This is a genomic window from Nocardia arthritidis (assembly GCF_011801145.1).
GTDB classification, from domain to species: domain Bacteria; phylum Actinomycetota; class Actinomycetes; order Mycobacteriales; family Mycobacteriaceae; genus Nocardia; species Nocardia arthritidis_A.
On record NZ_CP046172.1, the window covers coordinates 8,113,184 to 8,133,440 of the forward strand.

General features: G+C 67.3%; 17 protein-coding genes. 7 read left to right on the forward strand and 10 right to left on the reverse strand.

Annotation, left to right across the window (positions count from 1 at the left end; genetic code table 11):
- Window positions 1-87: 87 nt before the first annotated feature.
- From ctaD to F5544_RS36635, 4 genes are all read left to right on the forward strand, one after another.
- Window positions 88-1,860, forward strand: a complete 1,773-nt coding sequence (ctaD, locus tag F5544_RS36620; RefSeq protein WP_167477406.1) for an aa3-type cytochrome oxidase subunit I — start codon at window positions 88-90, stop codon at window positions 1,858-1,860.
- Window positions 1,861-1,920: 60 nt separating this feature from the next.
- The gene (locus F5544_RS36625) at window positions 1,921-2,580 is read left to right on the forward strand and encodes an SAM-dependent methyltransferase (protein WP_174867468.1); all 660 of its coding nucleotides are present in this window, start codon (window positions 1,921-1,923) and stop codon (window positions 2,578-2,580) included.
- A 309-nt stretch (window positions 2,581-2,889) separates the two neighbouring features.
- Complete coding sequence (locus F5544_RS36630) at window positions 2,890-4,293, forward strand: three-helix bundle dimerization domain-containing protein (RefSeq protein ID WP_203217432.1); 1,404 nt, start codon at window positions 2,890-2,892, stop codon at window positions 4,291-4,293.
- A 64-nt stretch (window positions 4,294-4,357) separates the two neighbouring features.
- Window positions 4,358-5,158, forward strand: coding sequence for a nuclear transport factor 2 family protein (locus F5544_RS36635; protein ID WP_167477408.1), 801 nt, complete (start codon window positions 4,358-4,360; stop codon window positions 5,156-5,158).
- 61 nt (window positions 5,159-5,219) lie between these two features.
- Here the strand turns inward: F5544_RS36635 and F5544_RS36640 are convergent, their stop codons facing one another.
- Window positions 5,220-6,107, reverse strand: coding sequence for a sterol desaturase family protein (locus F5544_RS36640; RefSeq protein ID WP_167477409.1), 888 nt, complete (start codon window positions 6,105-6,107; stop codon window positions 5,220-5,222).
- Window positions 6,108-6,302: 195 nt separating this feature from the next.
- On the opposite strand from F5544_RS36640, the gene F5544_RS36645 reads away from it, so the two are divergent.
- From F5544_RS36645 to F5544_RS36655, 3 genes are all read left to right on the forward strand, one after another.
- Window positions 6,303-7,466, forward strand: coding sequence for a sensor histidine kinase (locus F5544_RS36645; protein WP_238846844.1), 1,164 nt, complete (start codon window positions 6,303-6,305; stop codon window positions 7,464-7,466).
- Window positions 7,463-8,119 carry a response regulator gene (locus F5544_RS36650; protein ID WP_167477411.1) on the forward strand — a complete coding sequence of 219 codons (657 nt, stop codon included), beginning with the start codon at window positions 7,463-7,465 and terminating at the stop codon, window positions 8,117-8,119. The genes F5544_RS36645 and F5544_RS36650 overlap by 4 nt, the downstream gene beginning before the upstream one ends.
- A gap of 67 nt (window positions 8,120-8,186) precedes the next feature.
- Window positions 8,187-8,384 (forward strand): hypothetical protein, encoded by a 198-nt coding sequence (locus F5544_RS36655; protein ID WP_167477412.1) that lies wholly within the window; start codon window positions 8,187-8,189, stop codon window positions 8,382-8,384.
- Window positions 8,385-8,395: 11 nt separating this feature from the next.
- Here F5544_RS36655 and F5544_RS36660 read toward each other — a convergent pair whose 3' ends face one another.
- The 9 genes from F5544_RS36660 to F5544_RS36700 form a co-directional block, all read right to left on the reverse strand.
- Window positions 8,396-9,910, reverse strand: a complete 1,515-nt coding sequence (locus tag F5544_RS36660; protein ID WP_167479715.1) for a dolichyl-phosphate-mannose--protein mannosyltransferase — start codon at window positions 9,908-9,910, stop codon at window positions 8,396-8,398.
- Between the two features lie 171 nt (window positions 9,911-10,081).
- Window positions 10,082-11,260 carry a sensor histidine kinase gene (locus F5544_RS36665; protein WP_167477413.1) on the reverse strand — a complete coding sequence of 393 codons (1,179 nt, stop codon included), beginning with the start codon at window positions 11,258-11,260 and terminating at the stop codon, window positions 10,082-10,084.
- A 3-nt stretch (window positions 11,261-11,263) separates the two neighbouring features.
- The gene (locus F5544_RS36670) at window positions 11,264-11,953 is read right to left on the reverse strand and encodes a response regulator transcription factor (RefSeq protein WP_238846845.1); all 690 of its coding nucleotides are present in this window, start codon (window positions 11,951-11,953) and stop codon (window positions 11,264-11,266) included.
- Window positions 11,954-12,018: 65 nt separating this feature from the next.
- Window positions 12,019-14,547 (reverse strand): ATP-binding protein, encoded by a 2,529-nt coding sequence (locus tag F5544_RS36675; RefSeq protein WP_167477414.1) that lies wholly within the window; start codon window positions 14,545-14,547, stop codon window positions 12,019-12,021.
- Entirely contained in the window at window positions 14,544-16,544 is a 2,001-nt protein-coding gene (locus F5544_RS36680; RefSeq protein WP_167477415.1) for a helix-turn-helix transcriptional regulator, read from the reverse strand. The genes F5544_RS36675 and F5544_RS36680 overlap by 4 nt, the downstream gene beginning before the upstream one ends.
- Window positions 16,545-16,663: 119 nt before the next feature.
- Window positions 16,664-17,236: a dihydrofolate reductase family protein gene (locus tag F5544_RS36685; RefSeq protein WP_238846846.1), complete on the reverse strand. Its 573-nt coding sequence runs from the start codon at window positions 17,234-17,236 to the stop codon at window positions 16,664-16,666.
- Window positions 17,237-17,450: 214 nt separating this feature from the next.
- On the reverse strand, window positions 17,451-18,185 hold the full coding sequence (locus F5544_RS36690) for a MerR family transcriptional regulator (protein ID WP_167477416.1): 735 nt from the start codon (window positions 18,183-18,185) through the stop codon (window positions 17,451-17,453).
- Between the two features lie 158 nt (window positions 18,186-18,343).
- Window positions 18,344-18,679: a helix-turn-helix domain-containing protein gene (locus F5544_RS36695; RefSeq protein WP_238846847.1), complete on the reverse strand. Its 336-nt coding sequence runs from the start codon at window positions 18,677-18,679 to the stop codon at window positions 18,344-18,346.
- 349 nt (window positions 18,680-19,028) lie between these two features.
- Complete coding sequence (locus F5544_RS36700) at window positions 19,029-20,180, reverse strand: GAF domain-containing protein (protein WP_238846848.1); 1,152 nt, start codon at window positions 20,178-20,180, stop codon at window positions 19,029-19,031.
- Window positions 20,181-20,257 lie beyond the last annotated feature (77 nt).

Below are 20,257 nucleotides of genomic sequence, written 5' to 3' on the forward strand. Positions count from 1 at the left end.
TACCTGGGCCAAACCGCTGCAAGAGCAACAGTGACGGTGGCATACTGCGGCCAACCGGATACCTACTCGTGCTGAGGTGGCGGCGACATGACTGTTGCTGAAATCCAAGCCGTCCGGCCCTATCCCAAGCGGATGGGGCCGAAGGGTTCGTTCCTCTACAAAATGGTGACGACCACCGATCCCAAGGTGCTCGGCGTCCTGTACATCGTGTCGGCGATGTCGTTCTTCTTCATCGGCGGGCTGATGGCGCTGCTGATGCGCACCGAACTGGCCAGACCCGGCCTGCAGTTCCTTTCGACGGAACAGTTCAACCAGCTGTTCACCATGCACGGCACGATCATGCTGCTGTTCTACGCGACGCCGATCCTGTTCGGTTTCGCCAATTGCGTACTGCCACTGCAGATCGGCGCGCCGGATGTGGCGTTCCCGCGCTTGAACGCGCTGAGCTATTGGCTGTACCTGTTCGGCGCGACCATCGCCACCGCGGGCTTCCTGACCCCTGGCGGCGCGGCCGATTTCGGCTGGACCGGATACACACCGCTGAGCTCCATCACCCACGCACCGGGCGTCGGCTGCGATATGTGGATCATGGGGTTGGCGGTATCCGGCGTCGGCACCATCCTCGGCGGCGTCAACATGATCACCACGGTCATCTGCCTGCGCGCGCCGGGTATGACCATGTTCCGCATGCCGATCTTCACCTGGAACATCCTGGTGACGAGCATCCTTGTGCTGCTTGCCTTTCCGATCCTGACCGCGGCGCTGATGGCGTTGGCGATCGACCGGCATCTCGGCGCGCACATCTACGATCCGGCCAACGGCGGGGCGTTGCTATGGCAGCACCTGTTCTGGTTCTTCGGCCACCCCGAGGTGTACATCGTCGCGCTGCCGTTCTTCGGCATCGTCACCGAGATCTTCCCGGTGTTCAGCCGCAAACCGCTATTCGGTTACACCACACTGGTTTACGCGACTCTGTCGATCGGCGCGCTCTCGATGGCGGTGTGGGCGCACCACATGTACGCCACCGGCGCCGTGCTGCTGCCGTACTTCTCGTTCATGACCTTCCTCATCGCCGTCCCCACCGGGGTCAAATTCTTCAACTGGATCGGCACCATGTGGCGCGGTCAACTGACCTTCGAATCGCCGATGCTGTTCTCGGTCGGCTTCCTGGTGACCTTCCTGTTCGGCGGTCTGTCCGGCGTCATCCTGGCCAGCCCGCCGCTCGACTTCCACGTCACGGACACGTATTTCGTGGTGGCGCACTTCCACTACGTGCTGTTCGGCACCATCGTGTTCGCCACGTTCGCGGGCATCTACTTCTGGTTCCCGAAGATGACCGGCCGTATGCTCGACGAGCGCCTCGGCAAACTGCATTTCTGGACCACCTTCCTCGGCTTCCACGCCACCTTCCTGGTGCAGCACTGGTTGGGCGCCGAGGGTATGCCGCGCCGCTACGCCGACTACCTGCCCAGCGACGGATTCACCACGCTGAACACCATTTCCACCATCGGCTCGTTCATTCTGGGCACATCGATGGTCGTGTTCGTCTGGAACGTATTCAAGAGCTACCGCTACGGCGAGGTCGTCACAGTCGACGATCCGTGGGGTTACGGCAATTCGCTCGAGTGGGCCACCTCCTGCCCGCCGCCGCGGCACAACTTCTACGAGCTGCCGCGGATCCGGTCGGAGCGCCCGGCGTTCGAACTGCACTACCCGCATATGGCCGAACGGATGCGCGCCGAATCGGCGGTGGGTTGGGGTTCGCATGCGCGCCGGGCCGCCGATCTGGCGGACGCGCACCGGGCCGCGGTCGCCCTCCAGGAGAAATCGGATGCGGCGGAGCCGGGCGAGCCCGAATAGACTTTGCCGCTTCGGCAACGAAAGTTGCCGAAGCAGATCGCCCCGGTGGACAGTTGGCGCGTGGGCACGACACATGAGCACGAGGGCGACACTTCGATCGAATACTGGGAGAACTTCTATCGGGATCGCGAGCAGATCTGGTCCCGCTCGCCCAATCCGCTGCTGGTGCGCGAGGTCACCGGGCTGATACCGGGCGCGGCGCTGGATCTCGGCTGCGGCGAGGGCGCCGACGCGGTGTGGCTGGCCAGTCGCGGCTGGCGCGTCACCGCGGTGGATGTCTCGGCCACCGCACTGGGCCGGGCCGCCGAACTCGCCGTGCGCGACGGCGTCGCCGAGCGAATCGACTGGCAGCGGCACGATCTCGCCGAAACCTTTCCCGCGGGCAGCTTCGAATTGGTTTCGGCGCAGTTCTTCCACTCGCCGGTGGCGCGCGGCGGTGAGCGGGAGAAGGTCCTGCGCCTGGCGGCCGACGCGGTCGCGCCGGGCGGCACCCTGCTCATCGTCGGCCACGCGGAATGGCCGTCCTGGGTGCGCGCCGGGGAGGAGCCGCGCCGCGATATCCACTTCCCCACCAACCGCGAGGTGCTCGACGCCCTGCAACTGCCGCAAGGAGATTGGCGCGTCGAAGTCGACGAGTCGGTGCTGCGCGAGCTGACCGGACCGGACGGTCTACCGGCCACCCGGCGCGACTGTGTACTACGGCTGCACCGGATTCATTGATAGCACAGTGCGATTCGGCACATGGGGATCGGCCAACGGCGGCGCAACATCTGGTGTCGGCCGCTTGAATTCACCGTAACAGCCAGGGCGGTAACGGTATTCGGGACAGCTGCGGCGCAACGACGTGCCGCGACCGGATACCGCGGCCCGAACCGGGATTGACCTGCGCCGGATCCATCTCGGACGGTTGAGCGAGATATGCTCCGGCGCAAGCAATATCACGTCGAACGCCGCCGCACACCCGGTCCGAGGCACTTTTCAGCTCCGCTACAGTTGGCCCGTCGCACAGCCGGTGCCGAGGAGATAGTGGTGAGCGTCGAAACTGCCGACGAGGAAAAGGCGGCCCGCGAGGCGAAGGCGATCCGGCGGGTGGTGGACACGCTCGTCGAGTCGTTCACCGAAACGCATTCCGCCGTCGAGATCGAGCAGACGATCGACACCGCGCGCCGCCGGTTCGACGGCGACCCGATTCGCGACTTCATCCCGATTCTGGTGGAGCGCATCGTGCGACGGGAGTTGGCGCCGATCTCCCTGGCCAAGTCGACTGTCGAAACTCCTTCGGCGCCAGTCGAATCCGAACCCCGCGACCCGCTGGCCGTACTGCGGCGAATTCCGTTCGGCGACAAGCGCGTGCTCGCGGGCATCGGCGCGGCGGTCGTCGCGCTGGTTGCGGTGGTCGTACTCGCGACCCGGCAGTCGACGCCCGCGCCCGCGCCGGTCATCGCCGTGACGCCGCCGCTCACCGCCGTGCACGGCGTTGTCGGCTCGGAGAAAATGCCATTTTTCGAGGATCCGAAGGTCGCCAAAGCCTTGGCCGACAAGGGTTTCAAGGTCGACGTCGAACCCGCGGGCTCGCGACAGATCGCGACCTCGATCGATCTCGGCAAATACGATTTCGCCTTTCCGTCCAGCGAAACCGCCGCCGAACGAATCCAGCGCCAGCGCAACATCACCGCGAAATACACGCCGTTTTCCTCGCCGATGGCCATCGCCACCTTCCGGCCCATCGCGGATCTGCTCACCAAACAGGGCGTGGTGCGGCCCGGCCCGGTGACCACCTTCGACGTCGCCGAATATCTGCGCCTGGTGCGCTCGGAAACCCAGTGGAGCCAGCTGCCGGACAACGCCGCCTACCCGGTGCGCAAGAACATCCTGATCTCCACCACCGATCCGCGGACCTCCAACTCCGCGGCCATGTACCTGGCCATCGCAAGCTATATCGCCAACGACGACACCATCGTCCAGGGACAGAATGCGGAACAGGCGGTATTGCCAACGGTGGCAAAGCTTTTCGTCGGGCAGGGCCATACCGGGAACAGCACCGAGGGACCGTTCGAGCAGTATCTGCGCGACGGCATGGGCCCGACGCCGATGGTCTGGATCTACGAGGCCCAGTACGTCGACGCCGCCGTCAACGGCCGCCTCGGCCCGGATGCCGTGCTCATGTACCCGTCGCCGACCGTGCTGTCCCGGCACACCCTGATCCCGCTGGATCAGGCGGGCGACAAACTGGGCCGCCTGCTGACCACCGACCCGGAGCTGCGGCGACTGGCCGCCGAGCACGGATTCCGCACCGGCGACGCGGACCGATTCGCCAAGGTCACCACCGATCGTCAGGTGCCGGTGCCCGCCGAGCTGATCGACGTGGTCGAAACCCCCACCTACGACACCATGGAACATCTGCTCGACGGCGTCACCAAGTCGTACAACTGATCCGGCACCCGTTGTAACTTGTTCTAACATTGAGCGGCAAGCCCTCAACGTGGAGGAACGTGTCATGCCGCCGAATTCGACAGCCGCCGAACTACTCGCCGCGGTACAGGCCTCGCCGCGGGCCGTCACCGCGCACGACAGGGCCGCCTGGGTCGGACTTTTCACCGCGGACGCCGTCGTCAACGATCCGGTCGGCTCCCGGCCGCACACCGGTCGCGATGCCATCGAACGGTTCTACGACACCTTCATCGCGCCCAACACCATCGTCTTCGCCGCATCGCACGATATCGTCTGCCCACCAACGGTTTTCCGCGATCTGACGATCGAGATCACCATGTCGGCCGGTGCGACGGTCGCGGTGCCGATGCATCTGCGCTACGACCTGGCCGACCAGGACGGACACTGGAAAATCGCCCGCCTGCACGCACATTGGGAACTCGGCCCGATGATCGGGCAACTGCTGCGCACCGGCGGACCCGGCCTGCTGGCCGGGCTTCAGCTCGGCCGCCGACTCGTCCGCCATCAGGGCATCGGCGGCGCCACCGGAATGCTGCGCGCGCTCGTCGGGGTCGGCGACGCGGGTAAAGACGAAGCGGAGCGGGTGTTCTCGGCCGCGGCCGCCACCGAGATCGGCGACATCCGCGGGTTGCTCGGCGCGGACACCATCGTCGAGCTCGGCGGAAACCGGGTCACCATCGAGGAATTCACCAATCGGACCCGCAATATGGTGTGGGACAAGCTGATTGCCGCAGGTAATACGGTGACCGCGAGTGTGCTGATCGGCGAGGCACCCGGAATAGCGCTGGTCGAATTCGTCTCCAGCACCGGCCGGATCACCGCGGTGCGGCTCTTTCTCGATCGCTGATAATGCGCCCCCGAGCCGGACACCCATTGTCCCGGGTGTCCGGCTCGCAGTCGGAAACAGCTCAGGCCGGCACGGAAACCTTTGCCGCGGTGTCGGTTTCCGCCGATTGCTCCGACCATCCCGGCGGTCCGAAGACATAACCGAAGCGCCCACGCCAGGTCTTCGCCTCGCGCACATCGCGCAGCAGCGCGCCGAGCTCGTGGTAGTTCACCCGCAGTGGATTGTCGGTGCCGATATTCTTGGTGAGCCCGTAGCGGATCGGTTCGGATTCGGCGGCGAAACTACCGAATATGCGGTCCCAGATGATGAAGATGCCGCCGTAGTTCTTATCGATGTACGGCTTGTTCGAGCCGTGGTGGATGCGGTGGTGGGCCGGGGTGTTGAAGACGAATTCGATGGGCCGCCACAGGGTTGCGATCTTCTGGGTGTGGATCGGGAACTGGTAGAGCAGCCCGATGCTCTGCAACAGGAAGATCATCCACGGCGGAATGCCGATCAAAGCCGCTGGCACCCAAGCCATTCCGCGAATCAGGTTGGCCACCGGATGCAGCCACGGCAGCCGGATCGCGGTGGTGAAGTTGAAGTACTCGCTGGAGTGGTGCACGCTGTGCGCGGTCCACAGCAGCCGCACCCGATGGTCGGCGCGATGCGCCCAGTAGTAGCAGAAATCGGTGACCACCAGGCCGAGCACCCACACCCACCACGATTTCGCCGAAAGGTGTAGCGGGGTGATCGCGGCAGCGGCCACCACCGCCGAGAACGGCAGGATGTACTGCATCAGCGGTTTCACCAGGCGGCCGAGGAAGAAGGTCGCCACATTGGACGCGGTATCGCGGGCCGCGCCGCCGTTGTCCGGCCGATCCGGATCGCGCCGGTAGGCGATCCATTCCACCAGCATCAGCAGCGCGAATGCCGGCACCGCGTATCCGAGCAACTCCACCGGAGCCATCGACAACCTCCTCCACTCTGGCCTTCCGCAGCAACGGTACGGGCGCCTGCCTGCGGTTTCATCCCGCTGACGAGGGGTTTTCGGTCCCTCACACGGGGGACGCGCCGAACCGGGCGGCCGGGCAGAGTTGACCTCCGGCGTCCCGGAATCGGCTCGGTAGGATCGCCGCGACGACGGCAGGCGGAGGTGAGGCTCGTGGACGTGAGCAGGTCGCTGGCCCGCCAGTCGGTGGTGGTCGCGGTGGTGGCCGCCGTTATCGACACGCTGGTGCTCGGGGTGTGCGGGATATTCGCGGTCGCACCGTGGCAGACCGGTGTCGTGCTGGCGGGCATCCTGGTGGCCGACCTCGCGCTGGCCGGACCGCCGCGCTCGGCGGGCGCCGTGGCGCTGATCCAGGTGGCGCTGCGCTTCCTCGCGGCGATTCTGCTGCACCGGCACGGTTTTCCGGTCCGGTTCGCCGATGTCGGGTTCCTGGTGGCCGGATACCGGGCGGGCGCCTGGCTGACGGGCCCGGAATCGGTGTGCACGGTGCTCGCCATGTCGGCGGGCGTCGCCACGGCGAATATCGTGGCCGACAGCACCGCCGCACACGATTGGCGGATGCTGGTGGCCACCACCGTCGCGGGTGGTTGTGTCCCGTGGCTGGTCGGCCGGTACACGGCGGCGCGCAGCGCGTACATCGCCGACCTGGAACAACGTGCCCGGCTGCGCGATCAGGAGCACCGGGCCGCGCTGGACCGCGCGGTCACCGACGAACGCGCGGCCATCGCCCGCGATCTACACGATGTGATCTCCCATCACGTCAGCGCCATCGGCATACACGCCGGCGCGGCGCGGATGGCCCTCGCCGATACCGAAAATCCAGCGGCGACAAGGTCATTGACCGCCGTGGAGGCGAGCAGCCGAGCCGCCATGATCGATCTGCGCCGCCAGCTCGACCTGCTGCACGGCCACGAGGACGACGGCCAGCGTCAGCCGGGCCTCGCCGATATCGACGGGCTGCTCGAGCGGGTACGCGCCGCCGGGTTGAATATCGAACTGTCCGAACGCGGTTCGGCGGTGCCGCTGCCGGATTCGTTGAATATCACCCTGTACCGGATCGTCCAGGAAATGCTGACCAACGCACTGCGCCACGGCGACGGGGAAAACGCCCGCCTGACAGTGCGATACCGGCCGGACCGCATCGTCGTCGAGTCGGAGAACCCGCTGAGCGGCACACCCGCCGAGACCGGATCGCAGGTGCCGCGCGGGCTGGCGGGCATCCGCCGCCGGGTCGAACTCTTCGATGGCGAACTCGACTACGGCGTCACCGGAAAGCGCTGGCGCATCACCGTTTCCATGCCGATCGGAGGACTATGAGCGGGCCGGTGCGGGTACTCATCGCCGACGACCACAGCATGTTCCGCTCCGGCCTGCGCGCCGTCGTGGACAGCCAGGCCGACCTGGAGTGCGTCGCCGAGGTCGCGGACGGTCGCGCGGCCGTCGCCGAAACCGCCCGGCTGCGACCGGATGTCGCGATCCTGGACGTGCGGATGCCGAAGCTGGACGGGCTGGCCGCCACCGAGGCCATCGTCGCGGCGGGCGGCACCCGGGTGGTGGTGCTGACCACCTACGACAGCGACGCCAACCTCTACCGGGCGCTGCAGGCCAGCGCCAGCGGCTTCCTGCTGAAAAGCCTTCCCCCGGAAGAACTCGTCACCGCCATCCGGATCGCCGCCCGCGGTGACGCCCTCATCGACCCATCGATGACCCGGCGGCTGGTCTCCCGTTTCGCGACCACCCTGGCGCCGCCGCCCGCACCGCCGGAGATGGATCAGCTCACCGCCCGCGAACTGGAGGTGCTGCTGCTACTCGCCGATGCGCGCAGTAACGCCGAGATCGCGGCGGCGCTCGGTGTCGGCGAGGAGACGGTGAAAACGCACGTCTCCCGGGTGCTCGCCAAACTCGGTGTACGCGACCGGATTCACGCGGTGGTGTACGCGCATCAGAACGGCCTGGTGCGGCGCCGCTAGCCGGACTCTGTTAGACGAGACTCAAAGTAACGGTTTCATAACACGGGCGGGCGGGTACACGCTTGATATGACAGTAAGGCGACACCGACAAGTGCGGATCGCCGGCCTGGAATGGGGCACAGCAGTATTGTCACTATTGACCTGCCTTTTCTTCGTCGGCGGCATAGCCGCGCTCTCCCGCTCCCCGGTCATCGCGGCGCTGGCCGCCGTCAGCATCCTGACCGGGCTAGCCGTGACGCGCAGCATCCTCCCGCACGACAGGTAGCCGCGCCCACGTCAACGCCAACTCGGCAACCACAGCTCCTGCTGCCAGCGCGACGGCGTGATCGGCGTCGCGGTGAGTATCGGGTGAATCCAGATGAAGTTGGCGACGACGAGCCCGAGGTAGAGACAGACCACGAGTCGGCCGGTACCTCGACGCTCGCTGGAATCGGTTGCCCTGCCCAGTATTTCACCCAGCGGCAGGGCAATCAGCATGACCAGGAACGGTGCCATGGCGGTGGCGTAGAAGAAGTACATCTGCCGGTCCAGCTCGATGAACCACGGCAGCCACCCGGCGCAGTACCCGGTGAGCACCGCGGCATACCGCCAGTCACGGTGCGCGATCGAGCGCCATCCGGCCCAGCCGAGCGCCGGGAACGCGAGCCACCAGATGGCCGGGGTGCCGAGCAGCATCAGCGCCGAAACACATTGGGGCGCGCCACAACCGGCCCCGGGTTCCGGACCGGTGTAGAGGTAGTAGAGCATCGGACGCAGGCCCATCGGCCAGGTCCACGGTTTGGATTCCCAATTATGGTGTTGCCCTGAGGAATTCGTGAGATTTACGTGGAAGTTCAAAACCCAGGCGCTGTTGTACCAGAGTGAGCGCAGCGCGTCCGGCACGAAGGCGAAGTAGCCGTCCCGGCCCACGGTCACCCCGACCGCGTAACGGTTGACGCCCGTTTCGCTGGCGAACCACCCGGCATACGAAAACAGATACACCGCAAGGGGAATCGCCACCAACGCGAACAGCGCGGGCCCGGCGTCGCGAACCAGCGTGCCGAGCAGCGGGCGCTCGACACGGTTGGCCCGCCGCGCCGCGTAGTCGAAACCCAGGCACAGCACCAGGAAACACAGCATGAAATACCCGCCGGACCATTTGGTGCCGCACGCCAGCCCGAGCAGCACCCCGGCGCCGAACCGCCACCAGCGCACGCCGAGGCGAGGGCCGTAGGGGCTCAACGATATTCGTCCCTCGGCCAGTACCGGCGCGAACCGCTCGCGCACCTCGTCCCGGTCCACGATCAGGCAGCCGAACGCGGCCGTCACCAGCAACGCGAGGAATATGTCCAGCATGCCGATCCGCGACGACACCATGCTGACACCGTCGGCGATCAGCAGAATTCCGGCGATCGCCCCGACCAGCGTCGACCGCGTCAGCCGCCGCACGATCCGGATCACCAGCAGCACCAACAGGGTTCCGCACACCGCCGCGGAAAACCGCCAGCCCCAAGGGCTCCAACCGAACAGCAGCTCGCCGACGGTCATCAGCAACTTGCCGACCGGCGGATGGGCGACGAGCGGAAATCCGGGATTGTCCTCGATGCCCATCCCGTTGTTGAGGATCTCCCAGGCCTGCGCCGAGTAGTACTTCTCGTCGAAGACCGGCGTCCGGCCGTCCGTCGGCGATCCGAGGCCGACGAATCTGGTCACCGCGGCGAGTGCGGTGAGCGTGATGGTCACCAACCAGCCGCGCAGCCGATCTCGCGGCATCGGCTCCGCACCCGGCCGCAACGGGGCGGGCCCGGTCATCGGCCGGGACTCGAAGGTAACCCCGGTCATACCTGCACACTAGGCAGTACCGGCGGATCGCTCAAGATCGCTGCGCCACACCGATTCTCGGCCGGCGGGGTGGTTCGGGCACACGAACCTGCGTAAACGCCGGGTAGCCGGGCGATCAATGTCGCGACGATGATCCCGCCGTTATGCCGAACCGCTGAGCGGGAGGCGCAGGCGCACCACCGCGCCGCCCTCCGCGCGATTGGCGGCATCGGCGTGGCCGCCGTGCAGCGCGACGATCGAGCGGACCAGCGCCAAACCCAGTCCGTGCCCCTGACCGTGGCCGCGGGCGAAGCGACGGAAAACATGTGGCAGGACAGCCGGATCGAAGCCGGGACCGTCGTCGGTCACCGTGACGACGGCCTCGCGCCCTTCGACCTGCACGCCGACCCAGACGTGGCCGGCGCGGGCCACCGCGTTGCGGACCAGGTTATCGATCGCCTGCCGCAGCAGCACATCGTCGCCGTCGACAACGGCCCGCTGGACGTCGGTGAGTTCGACCGCCGCACCGCCCGCGGCCGCCGTCGCGACGATCTCCTCGGCGAGCAGATCCACCCGCAGCAGCGCACGAACCGGTTCCACCTGCCCCGCCTCCAGCCGGGCCAGGTCGAGCAGCTGCACGACACCCTCCCCCGCGCGTTCGGTGGCATCCCGGATTTCGGTGAGCGTGCGCACGTATTCGTCGGGTTCTCGCGGGCGGGCCAGCGCCTGACTCGCCGCGGCGCGGATCACCGCGATCGGGGTGCGCAGCTCGTGCGCCGCATCGGCGAGGAAGTCGCGCTGGGATTGCTGGGTGCGCACCAGCGGGGCCAGCATGCGGCCGGACAGCAGCCAGGCGGCCAGCGTCGCCAGCGCGACAACTCCGGCGGCGGTGCCGCCGACGATCCAGCGCTGCCGCAGGATGACGGAATCGGTTTCGTCCAGCGAGGTCGCCGCCGCGACCACCTGACCATCGGGCCGGGCCCGCGCCGCCTCCAGATAGTGGCCGTCGACGGTCCAGACCTCGCGGAAGGCAATGCCGCCCGCCGGATCGTCGAGCACCCGATCGGCCAGATCCACCGGCGCGCCGACATCGGTGTCGCCGAGTTGGTTGTAATTGCCGTCGGCATCGAACAACCAGGCGTTGAACCGCAGGCCCTCCGGGGCCTGATCCGGTTTGGCCAGTGCCGCGATATCGCCGACCCGCTCGCCCGCGGCACCGTGCGCGGCCATCTCGCTGCGATCGGCGAGCACATAGGCGAGATAGACCGCCACCGCGCCCGCCAACAGCAGCGCGCTCGCACCGACTGTGGTGGTGATCCGAATCCTGATCCGCCGCAACAACTCTCAACCCTCCGCGAAGAGCCGGAAGCCGACGCCGCGCACCGTGTCCAAACGGGTGCGCTCGGTGGGCAGATCCAGTTTGCGGCGCAGCGTCGAGACGAAGACGTCGACGATATTCGAGGTGCCCTCGTAGTGCATATCCCAGACCTGCTCCAGCAGTTCGGTGCGGGTCACGGTCTGCCCGGCCTGCTGCACGAAATACTGCAGCACGGCGAACTCCTTGGCGGTCAACGGAATCAGCACCTCGCCGCGGAACACCCGGTGCGTCGCCATATCGAGCCTGATATCGCCGACCCGCAGCTCCGATCCGCCGACCGTGACCGGTCTGCGCAACACCGCACGCACCCTGGCGGCCAGCTCACCGAAGTCGAACGGTTTCGTGAGGTAGTCGTCGGCGCCGGTGTCCAGACCCTTCACCCGCTCGGTGGCGCTGCCGCGCGCGGTCAGCACCAGCACCCTGGTGCGGCCGTCGGCCTTGAGCTGACGGCACAGCGTCAGCCCGTCACCGTCCGGCAGGCCGAGATCCAGCACCACCAGCGCGTAGTCGTTATAGGAGCACAGCTCGTCCGCGGCGGCCAAGGTCGCGGCGTGATCGACCGCGTGCCCCTCCTCCCGCAGCCCGCGCACCAGCACCGGAGCCAGCCCGGCATCGTCCTCCACCACCAGCACACGCACCAGCTCAGTCGACCACATCACCACTCCCGCGCGACGCCCGGCATACGTTTGCCGCCGACTATCCCCGCGCGGGCGTTAAGCGATCATGAAGATGGGGTCATGGATTCGATTGCCGGTCTCGGGCTCTGCCGCGGACGTCTGCGGGCGGGGCGCTGCCGGGATTCCAAGCGAACCCGTTCGGCCAGTTCGTCCGGTACGTGCGCGATGATCTCCGATCTGGTGGCGACCATGAGCTTGCGGCGGATGGTCGCCACCTGAGCGTCGACCGTGCGGATGGAGCTGCCGCGGCGCGTGGCGATCACGCTGTTCGGCCAGCCCGCCGCGGCGAGAACGGCCACCTCCTGCTCCGCGGGCGAGAGTTCGGACCAGCGCGACGCGGTCTCGGCGGCGGGCAGCTGCTCGATCCGGAACCTGCCGAGCAGCAGGCGTTGCAGCTCGGCGTGTTCCGGGCGCAACAATTCACCGCGGCGCAGCGCCGCCCGGTATTCCGATGCGCCGAGTACCGATTTGGCGGTGCGAGCGGCCGCATCGATCGCCTTCGCCGGAAAGATCAGCCGGTCGGGGGTGATACCGAGCGAGCGGTGCAGCGTCGACATGCCGCCGAGCACGTGCGCGAGTTCGGTGGCCGCCGCCGTCAGTTCGCTCGGCTCGGCGCCCGCCGCGATCCGTTCGGCGAGCAGGTTTTTCGACGCGACCATGAGGAAGTGCATGAACCAGCTGACCGTCCACAGATCGTCGGTCTCCATATTGCGCTCCAGGGCGAACCGCCCGAAACGCACCGCCTCGCGCGGGTCACCGTGCGCGTTCAGCGCCAGCATCCAACCCAGTTCGGCCCAGGCGATCGCGGCGCCCGCCGCGGCGTCGATGGCGCGGTCGAGATGCCGCCGCGCGACGGCGATGGCCTGTTCGGGTTCGCCGACGATCGAATGGGCCAGCGATTCGAACAGCTCGCTGCGCCCCATTCCGGCGCGATCACCCATAGCTTCGAATTTCGTTCTGGCCCTGGCCAATACATCGATAGCGCGGCGATCATGGTGTACCAGAAGCAGTTCCAGGCCCCAGGTGCACTCCACCGCGGCGGGCAGCCCGATATCCCGCTCGGCCGTCTCGCGCCACGTCCGGCGCAACACCGGATCGGTAAGGCATTCCGCCGCACATTCGTCCAGCAGCTGCGCGGTATAGAGTTGCCTGCCCTGCCACACCGCGATCCAGCCGATCAGCGCCATGGCCTCGACCCGCAGCGAGACCGCCGATTCGATATCGCGGACGGCCGCCAATGCCCGCTCGGTCAGGCGCATTACGGCACGATTCGCACCGGTGATGAACGGAATCCGCAGCGCCATCAGCGTATTGGCGGTCTCCAGCGCGATGGTGGCCTGGGCGGGCTCGGACAGGCCCGACTCGATCGCGAAAAGGACGTTCTCCCAGGCCGCGCGCAGCCATTCGATCCAGTCGTCCTGGCGCGGACTGCACCAGAGCTCCTGTCCGGCAACGACTTTATCCCGGTAGTAGCGCCGGTGCCGGTCCAGCAGGGCGGCCTCGTCCACACCGTCGACGCGGCGGCCCAACCGATCCCGCGCGAAGACGCGCACGCTCTCCAGCAGGTAGTACCGGACCGTCGTCACCGAGCTGCGGGCCGAGACCAGCGAACGCTCCACCAGCCGCTCCACCAGATGCTCGATCCGGTCCGCGGGCAGCGCGGCATCGGCGCAGACGGCGGTGATCGCGGCCAATTCCGCTCCGCCACCGCATGTTCCGCCGCAATCGATATCGAATCCGGTGACGAACACCGACATTCTATCGAGCAGCAGTCGCTCCTCGGCCGTGCACAGCCCATACGACCAGGCGATCACGTCGTGGACGCTGCCGTGCCGCTCCGCGCCCACCCAGCGGTGAGACCACTGCATCCGCTTGTCGTCGCGGTCACCGGTGAGCTCGCGCAGCACGGCGGCCACGGGCCGGTGCCGCAGCCTCGCCGCGGCCAGCTGGATGAACAGCGGATTGTTTTCCACTCGGCCACAGATCTTTTCGGCGATGGCGTGATGTTCCGCATCGCCGTGGATGGGCCTGCCGTTGCGTTCGGCCTGCCGCAGGAACAGCGTCAGCGCGTTCGGACCCGAGAGCGGCGGTATCGCGATGAGGTGTTCGTCGAGCCAGCCGATCGGCTCCCGGCTCGTCGCGATCACCGTCAGCCCGGGAACCGCCTCGACCAGATCGATGACGAACGGGCCCGCGCCGGCCAGTACGTGCTCGCAATTGTCCAGCACCAGCAGCGTCGCCCCGGCCCGGGTGAATATCTCGACCAGGCAGTCGCGCGCCGAGCGCCCGGCCATATCCGCCTTGGCGACCAGCTTCACCACTTCTTCGGCGATGGCCTCGCTCGTCGAACCGGGCGCCAGCCTGGCCAGCCGGGTCCAGTGCACGGGACGGTCCGAGACCTTGCGGTAGCGGCGCACCGCCTCCGCGGCCACCGCGGTCTTACCGATACCCCCCGGCCCGACCAGGGTGATCAATCTCGCGTGCGGTGCGGGGAGCAGCTGCTCGATCCGCTGTAGTTCCGCGGCCCTGCCGACGAATTCGCCGGTGGCCGCCGGCGGCACCGGGACCGTCATGAGTACTCCTCCATCGCAACGCTTCCTGGCACGACCTCCTCCCGGACAGCACGGTACCGAGCGGCGTAGCGCGCGGCGAAGCCCTCGGTTCCCGGGGCGGCGACCATCGCCGGGCGGTTGCGGCGCGGCCTGCGTTCGGCCTCGCGCCGGACCCGGTCGGTGAGCTCGCCGGGCACCAGCGCGGCGATCTCGTTGCGGGAGGCCACCTTCAGCTTCTGCCGGATGACGGCGACCTGGACGTCGACGGTGCGCACCGAACTGTGCCGCCGGACGGCGATGGCGCTGTTCGGCCAACCCGCCGCGACCAGCACCGCGACCTCGTGCTCGGCATCGGAAAGCGCATTCCAACTGGCACCCCGCCGATTCGCGTCCGCGGGATCCGGATCGGCGCGCAGCACGTCGAGCGCATGTCTGCGCACATCCTCGAAATCCCGCCAGCGCTGTGCGCCTTCACGTTCCGCGGCGGCATAGCCGCGGACGCCGAGCACGGCACTGGAAACGGCTGCGGCCCTTCGTAGTTCGCTGCCCGAACCACACGCTTCGGCGTTCATATTTCCGGCCGTCCGATGGTATGCCCGGCCCGCACCGACCAGCTGTGCGATTTCCCGTGCCGCCCAGGTGGTTTCGGCGCCGCCAGACCCGTGCGGCGGCAGGCCGGTCGACAGTGCCTCCACCAGGGTCATGATGTAACCGCCGACCGCGTACAGCGACGCCCTGGCGACCCGGGAGACCGGCGCGAAGCCCTCCGCCCGCGTCCTTTCCAGCGCCCGATCGGCCAAACGCTCGGCGAAGTCGGCATCGCCGTGGACGAGCGGCGTCCACAGCGACATCAGGGCCGCCGACATCTCGGTGGCGACCAGCGCCTCCGCCGGGTCGTCGAGTGCGGTTTCGATGGCGAGCGAAAGATTGTCCCAGGCCGCACGCACCCAGTCCAATGTCGGGCGGTCGCGCGCGCCGTGCCGCAGGGCGCCGTTGTCCATGAGCGCGTCGCGGTAGTAGCGACGGTGCCGGGCGGCGAACCGCAGCACCTCGTCCGGATCGCGCCGCTGCCATTGATCGCGGGCGAAGACGCGCACGCTCTCGGTCAGGTACCAGCGCACCTCGGTATGGGTGAAATAGGTGGACAGCAAGGAACGTTCGGCCAGCTGATCGAGCAGCGGTTCGATCGCGGTGCTCGGCAGCCGGTCATCGTCCGCGCACACCGCCTGGATCACATCCGATTCAACGCCGTTGCGCAGCATTTCGTCGCCGCCGGCCGGAAAACCCGCAGCGAACACCGACATTCGCTCCAGCAGCAGGCGCTCCTGCGCGCCGCACAGCGCATAGGACCAGGCGATGGTGTCGGCGATACCGCGGTGGCGCGATTCGACGCCCGCTCGCGCACCGAGCGACCAGCGCAGGCGGCGGTCGTCGTGGTCGCCGGAGAGCTCGCGCAGCACCGCGGCCATCGGCTGCTGGCGCAGCCGGGCCGCCGCCATGCCGATGAACAGCGGATTGTGATCGACATGGCGGCAGATCCGCACGGCCATGGCGATCATGTCGGGGTCGTCGGGGACCGGCCGCCCGGCGCGCTCGGCCCGGCGCCGGAACACTTCCAGTGCGTCCGGGATGGTGAGCGGCGGTACCTCGACGATGTGCTCGTCGGGCAGGCCGATCGGTTCCGTGCAGGTCGCGATGATCGTCGAACCCGGTGCGGTATCGAGCAATTCGGCGATCAGCGGGCCGACCCCGGCCAGCATGCGCTCGCAATTGTCGAGTACCAGCACGGCGGCGCTCGCGACCGGTTGGAGCGAATCCAGGCGGACCGCATCGGATTCGAGCTCGGCGAGCCCGATCCGGCGGACCGGCCGGACCTGCGCGCGCAGCGCCTCGGCGGCCAGCCGGGACTTGCCGATACCGCCGGGGCCGACCAGTGTGATCAGTCCGACACCGCGCCTCAGCAGGGTGCGGATGCGGGCCAACTCACTTGTTCGGCCGATGAATTCGCTGGTAGACACCGGTAATCCGGTTCTGCCCAGCGAATTCACAGACATGTGTATCAAAGTTAGCCGACGGGTCGGTACTCCGCCACGGTGGTCAACGTTTGAATCAGGCGGGGGTCACTGTCTTTTCGCCGTCACGACGCATGTACGGCGTGCTGGTAGTGCACCTGCACCACCGCACTCTCGTAGGCGGTGACGTCGAGCAGTTCCACGGCGGCGAGGTCGGTCGGTTTGCGGAACAGCGGGATGCCGCCGCCGAGCAGCAGCGGGTGGACGAAGAGCCGGTACTCGTCGATCAGGTCGTATTCCATGAAGGTCGCGGCCGTCTCGGCACCGCCGAACAGGATCATCGTGCGACCCTGCGCCCGCAGCGCGCCGACCTCCTCGACCAGGCCGTCCCGCACCACCCTGGTACGCCAGCCCGCGCCGCGCATGGTGCGGGAGAACACGATCTTCGGCGTCTGTTTCCACAACCGCGCGAAGTCCACATAGAACGGCGAGATCGCCGGATCCGCGTCGGCCGTCGGCCAGAACGCCGCCATGATCTCGAAGGTCTTCCGGCCGTAGAGGAATATGTCGGCGGCCCGCAGCTCGTCGAGGTAGGACTCGCACAGTTCCTCGTCGACCACCGGCCAGTGGATCTCCCCGTCGGGCCCTTCCGCAAAGCCGTCGAGCGACATCTGCATCCACAGTTTCACGGTCCCCATCACACATACCCATCTGCTGTCTCGTACAACAGTCCGGATTCTGGCGACGGCGACGCCACCGCGCATCGGTATGCCTGCATCGCCCGCATACGTAGGTAGGTATGTGAGCCGACGGTCACCGTTCGGCCGAGTTCAATGCACCGTCGGCTAACGAATCGCTAGGCAACGGCGTATCGCCACCGCAGCCGCCGGACCCCCGAGGCAGCTGAACCCCTCAGACGCCGGGCAGCACCTCGGCCAGCTCGGTGTCCTCCCGGAGATACCGAGCCATCGACCGATTGACCAGTTCCGCGCTCGCCCGCCCCGGTACCGCGCTGGTCAGCGCGACCCGTTCCGCCAGCTGTGCGCGATCGACCTCGGCGCGCTCGGACCGCCGGTAGGACTCCCACGCCGTCCGGCGGAAGAGATCGACGAAGCGGCGGGCGATCCGGTCGCAGTCACCGCGCAGTTTCTCCAGCTCGGCGACGATTTCCGCATCGCCGATATCCGCGGCGGCGAGCTGCTCGGCGAGCCGGACGAGCTCTCGGTCGACCACCCGATAGGTCACGGCGTCCACCGGCTCGTACAGTCCGAGCCCGACCACCCGGGCCAGGCCGTTCGGGACGTCGCGGTAGCGCTCCTCCAGCTCGGTCGCGGCCACCGTATCGCCAACGGACGGCGCGGTTACTTGTGGCGCATCCAGCCGCGTGACGCCGAGTACCGCGCCGAGGTCATCGCCACGATCCCAGGCCTGCAGCAGCTCCCTGATGCCGTTGAGCTTGATTCCGCGATCCAGCAGCCTGGTGATCGTGCGAACCCGATTGAGATGCTCCGCCCCGTAGAAACCCGTCCGCCCCTTCACCCGCGGTGGGGGCAGCACACCCCGCTCGTGATAAACCCGCAGGCTGCGCACGGTCGTACCGGCCTCGCGCGCCAGCTCGTCGATCGTGTATTCCACACCCGCTGCCATAGGTCTAAGCAAACCACACAGCGGCGCATCGAGAACGGTGCGGCGATGGTGGCGGAAGACCTCTCCCGGATCCGGATCGGGCATGGCCGGATCGTATCCGTGTCGCGGCGGACCCGGCATCGTCACACTTCCCGCTGCCGGGAAGCACGGCCTCGGCGCTACTTCTTCTCCGTCACGAAATACTCTGGGGGAACATCGAATACGCGCGCCAACGCGATGATCAGATCGAGCCGGGGTATCGCGTCACCGTGGATGAGCCGGTACAGACCGGACTGCGAGACCGGCACATCCGGATACGCCAACTCCAGGTGCTGCGCCAGCGCGTACAGCGTCAGCGAACGCGTCGTGCCGTACTCGGTCGAGACGACGGATTCGGCGATCAGTTCCGAAAGCCGGCTGGAGAAGATCGCCGCGGCCGCCTGCCGCGGCGTGAGTGGCTCCGCGCCGTCTCGATGAACGAAATCACCATCACCCGGCTGAGATTCCGATACCACACTGATAGACACTACCGTCCCATCCGCAAATCGAGCCAATACCATCGAGTTACGCAGATCCGTTGGGGGCCAGTGGAATCGACGGACACGCCGCGACCTCGTCGGTGATCGACCCGATGAAATCGACAGGGTGCCCACCTGTTTCGAGGTATGGCCGCCACGGCGGCGGCGCCCCGCCGCCGTGGTGGCCCGGGTCGCGGTATGTCCGGCTACCGCGACCTGCTCCCGTAACCAGATTGCGTGATTACGGAAGATGTTTCGCCAGTTATGACCTCCTGACAGCGAGAACGCTATGCCATCCCCAGCCGTGGGAACGGCGGCGACCATTGCCACCGGCGGGAACCGGAAATCAGGCGGGATTGCGGCACATACTGCCGGTGAGACAGTGACGTAACTGATCGTCGTAACCTATCGGCGCATTCATCGGCCACCTGCTGTCGCGGCCCGACTCCGGCTGTGCGACGTCGTCGACGATCTGCACGAATTGTGCGATCGCGAGCCGATTCGCTTGCCCCGGATAGGGATACAGCAACAACGAAGTCGGTGAATAGCCACCGCGGTAGTTCAGCGTGCGGACCGTGATCCCCGCGGCTTCTCCGGTGCGCAATCGCGCGGTCGACCCCATCAGCCTGGCTCGGTCGTCCGGATGGAATACGTCGACGGGGCGGAACAGATAGTCCCATCGGATCCACGGCGCCGGATCGGTGAGCCAGTGCGAGATGCTGGTGCGTTCGGGCCGGACGACCGCGAGGTAGGTGCCCGCGCGGCGATGGGCCTCGCGCAGGCCGACCTGCTCGAGCGTCGGCGAATCCGATGGCACGTCACCCGACGTGACGTCCTCCACGACGGACCAGACCTCGCGAGCCTTGCCGTCGGTGCGGGCGCGAGAGGTTATCCGCCAGCGAGCCGGCCGTCGCGAGCCGAGTAGGAGGGAGATTTCGACTTGAAGTTTGGCGCCGGGTAGCGGGTCGTAGAGCAGGTCCAGCACCTCGGCATGCCGGTCGAAGGCGAATGCCCAGCGAAAGGCCTCCGCGATGGACATGCGCGGCACGTATTCCTCGTCCGCCATCTCGGCCACCCGGGTTATGGCCTTCGGCAATTGGAGGGTCTGAGTTTCGAGGTCCCATACCGTGCCCACCGCGGGCCGCAGCGCCGGGAGCGGCGCGCCACGCGGCCCGAGCCACAGCCGCACCGCGGGTACGAGCTCGCCCGGTCCGCGCACCGGCCGGATCCGCAATTCGTATGGCCCGGAGCGGGTCTCGATGGCGATGTCGACATTGTTCGCGCCGTCGCACGCCGCCCGCACCGCCTCGATGATGCCCGCCGTTGTCATCGTGTCGTAGACCGCGGGCATTTTCGCCAACTGTCGTTGCAATACGCGCTGTATGTCGGCGAAGTCCCGTGGGGCCGCGCCGACCGACGCGACGGACATGGCTCCGGGCGTCAACGTTTCCACCGTTATCCACGGCGGCACCGTGTTATCCGACACCTCAGATCGCATATGCCTCCACCAACCGTTCCTGCATCGGCCCAGCTCGAGCCGCTTATGCCAAACTATAATGTACCGTTATATAGCGG